Annotated in this window: 3 protein-coding genes; all 3 read left to right on the forward strand. The window is 53.6% G+C overall.

Annotation, left to right across the window (positions count from 1 at the left end; all coding sequences use genetic code 11):
- Window positions 1-71: 71 nt before the first annotated feature.
- The 3 genes from IJT02_03215 to IJT02_03225 are packed head-to-tail and all read left to right on the forward strand — an operon-like array spanning window position 72 to window position 2,485.
- On the forward strand, window positions 72-1,571 hold the full coding sequence (locus IJT02_03215; GenBank protein ID MBQ7543932.1) for a phage tail sheath family protein: 1,500 nt from the start codon (window positions 72-74) through the stop codon (window positions 1,569-1,571).
- 11 nt (window positions 1,572-1,582) lie between these two features.
- Window positions 1,583-2,107, forward strand: a complete 525-nt coding sequence (locus IJT02_03220) for a phage major tail tube protein (GenBank protein MBQ7543933.1) — start codon at window positions 1,583-1,585, stop codon at window positions 2,105-2,107.
- A gap of 9 nt (window positions 2,108-2,116) precedes the next feature.
- Window positions 2,117-2,485: a phage tail assembly protein gene (locus IJT02_03225; GenBank protein MBQ7543934.1), complete on the forward strand. Its 369-nt coding sequence runs from the start codon at window positions 2,117-2,119 to the stop codon at window positions 2,483-2,485.
- The last annotated feature ends 116 nt before the right edge of the window (window positions 2,486-2,601 follow it).

The raw sequence follows: 2,601 nt of genomic DNA on the forward strand, positions 1-2,601 counted from the left end.
ATCGAGAAGCCGGGAACGAACGAGGCCCGGCTTTTTCGTGAGGTGCAGAAGGCAGGAGGTGTGATTAGGTAATGGCATTCCGGCACGGGGTGTACAAGCAGGAAGTCCCGACATCGCTAATTCCGCCTGTACAGACGGAGGCAGGGCTTCCCGTAATAGTAGGCACAGCCCCAATACACTTAGCCTCTGACGAAGAGGCAATGAAGAACGTCAACAAGCCGCAGCTGATATACACGTACGCTGAGGCTGTGGAGCTGTTCGGGTATTCGCGGGACTGGGAGAAATATACGCTGTGTGAGTTCATGTACAGCCAGTTTGCGCTGTTCGGGATGAGTCCGTGCGTGTTAATTAACGTACTCGACCCGACGAAGCACAAGGAGAAAATCACCAACCGCGAGTTCGCAATCGTTGACGAGGCTGTAAATCTCGGAGCTGACGTGATAATTGCGTCGGGCTTCGAGGCAGCGAGTCTTGATGTTGATGATGACATCGACTCCGGCGAGAGCAGGCAGGTTTACGAGAGAGACACAGATTATTCTCTCGACTATGACGACGACGGCAACGCGATACTAAGTGTTCTTGAGGGAGGAGCGTTGTCCGGCAAGGCTAGGGTGTTTGCGAGTTTCACTAGGGTAAAGCCTGAGATGGTGGATGTATACGACATAATCGGCGGTGTTGATGCAAGCACAGGAGACTACTTAGGCCTCGAACTGGTCAACTCTGTGTTCCCCAAATTCCGGCTTGTTCCGGGCCTTCTGTCCTCTCCCAAGTGGAGCGAGAAGCCGGAGGTTGCGGCAGTCATGCGCGCGAAAATGGACAACATCAACGGCATCTTCACGGGGCAGTCTGTAGTCGACATTCCCAGCGACACAGCGGGAGCGGACAGGTACACCGAAGCCCCCGAATGGAAAAATCGTAATAACTACATGGCCGAACGCCAGATAGTTTGCTGGCCGAAGGTCAAGCTGGGAGATGATGTGTTCCACCTGAGCACCCAGTTAATCGGCCTGATGAACAAGACAGACTCAGGAAATGACGATACGCCTTATGAATCGCCGTCAAACAAAATGTTGCAGATGAACGCCTGCGTCAATGCGGTGGGCAGGGAAATAGACTTAGGCCTCGAACAAGCGAACTATCTTAACGGTCAGGGTATCGTAACCCCATTAAATTGGATAGGGGGCTGGCGGGCATGGGGCAACAGAACCGGCGCATACCCCGCGAACACAGACCCGAAGGATGCGTTCATCCCCATTCGCCGAATGTTCGACTGGATAGGGAATGAATTTATCCTCACATTTTGGCAGAAGGTCGATAAACCAATGACTCCGCGTCTTATCAAGACGATTGTGAACAGCTACAACGTCCGGCTGAACGGTTTAGCAGCGAGAGAGTTTATACTCGGAGGACGCATAGAGTTCCAGCAGACCGAGAACGCCCTAACCGACCTCATGAACGGCATCCTCCGCTTCCACATCTACCTGACTCCGCCGCCACCAGCAGAGCAGATAGTCGGCATCCTCGAGTTCGACCCCGAATACTTGAACGTGCTGTTTGAGGCCGTGAGTTAGAGGTGAGATAGATGGCAAACGTAGTCCCAGAGAAAGGTATTAACTTCAGCGTCTACCTCGAAGGAGAAGACCTGCTCGGAGTAGCGGAGGGGAATTTTCCTCAGCTTGAGGCAATGACCAGCGAGGTCAAGGGCGCAGGAGTTGCGGGAGTTGTCGACAGCATAGTGCTCGGACACTTCAACTCGACGACAATCAGCCTGACGTGGCGCAACGTAACAAAGGACTTCCTGAAGCTGTACGAGCACACGACGCACAACCTCGATTTCTACGTGGCGATGCAGTACTACAACGCAGGAACGGGTGAGTATGAAGTCCCTCAGCTTCATGTGTACATGAAGGCAATCACGAAGAACCAGAATCCCGGCAATTTGGTAGTTGGCGACAGCATGGACGTGCAGACGGAGCATGAGGTTGTGTACATGAAGATAGAGCGGGACGGCAAGGTGTGGGTCGAGATGGACAAGTTCAACTACAAGTACATAGTCGACGGCACGGATTACCTTGCGGAAGTCAGGACAGCACTGGGCAAACAGTAGGAGGCAATCATGAAGATACAGTTGAAGAAGGCAATAACGCACAAGGGGCAGGAGTTACAGGAGCTTGACGTAGACCTCGACCGTCTCACCGGCAATGACCTAATCGACGTAGAGGAACAGGCGATGCGGGCAGGAAATAATGCGTTTTCCGCGACGGACTTTTCGCGCGTGTACTTAATCGCGGTTGCGGCACGTGCGGCGAGGATACCTGTTGAGGTGCTGCGGATGATGAACGCCCACGACTTCAACAAGGTAGTAACGGAAGTGCGCAATTTTTTGACGCTTACGGACTCCGACGAGGGCAATGGGGAGACAGAAGCCCCCGCAACCCCGCCGACGCTCCCCGCAACATCCTCCGACGGAACGCAGTCCGTCTAGCGCGTTCGGACACAGGAACATCGGTAAGAGAGTGGCTGAGTTTCCCTCTCGATGAGCTTTACGAGTGGGTGAACATAATCAATGACGAGAACCAAAAGCTGGAGCGCGAGCTAGAG

The sequence above is a fragment of the Synergistaceae bacterium genome, from assembly GCA_017450125.1.
Taxonomy (GTDB): domain Bacteria; phylum Synergistota; class Synergistia; order Synergistales; family Aminobacteriaceae; genus JAFUXM01.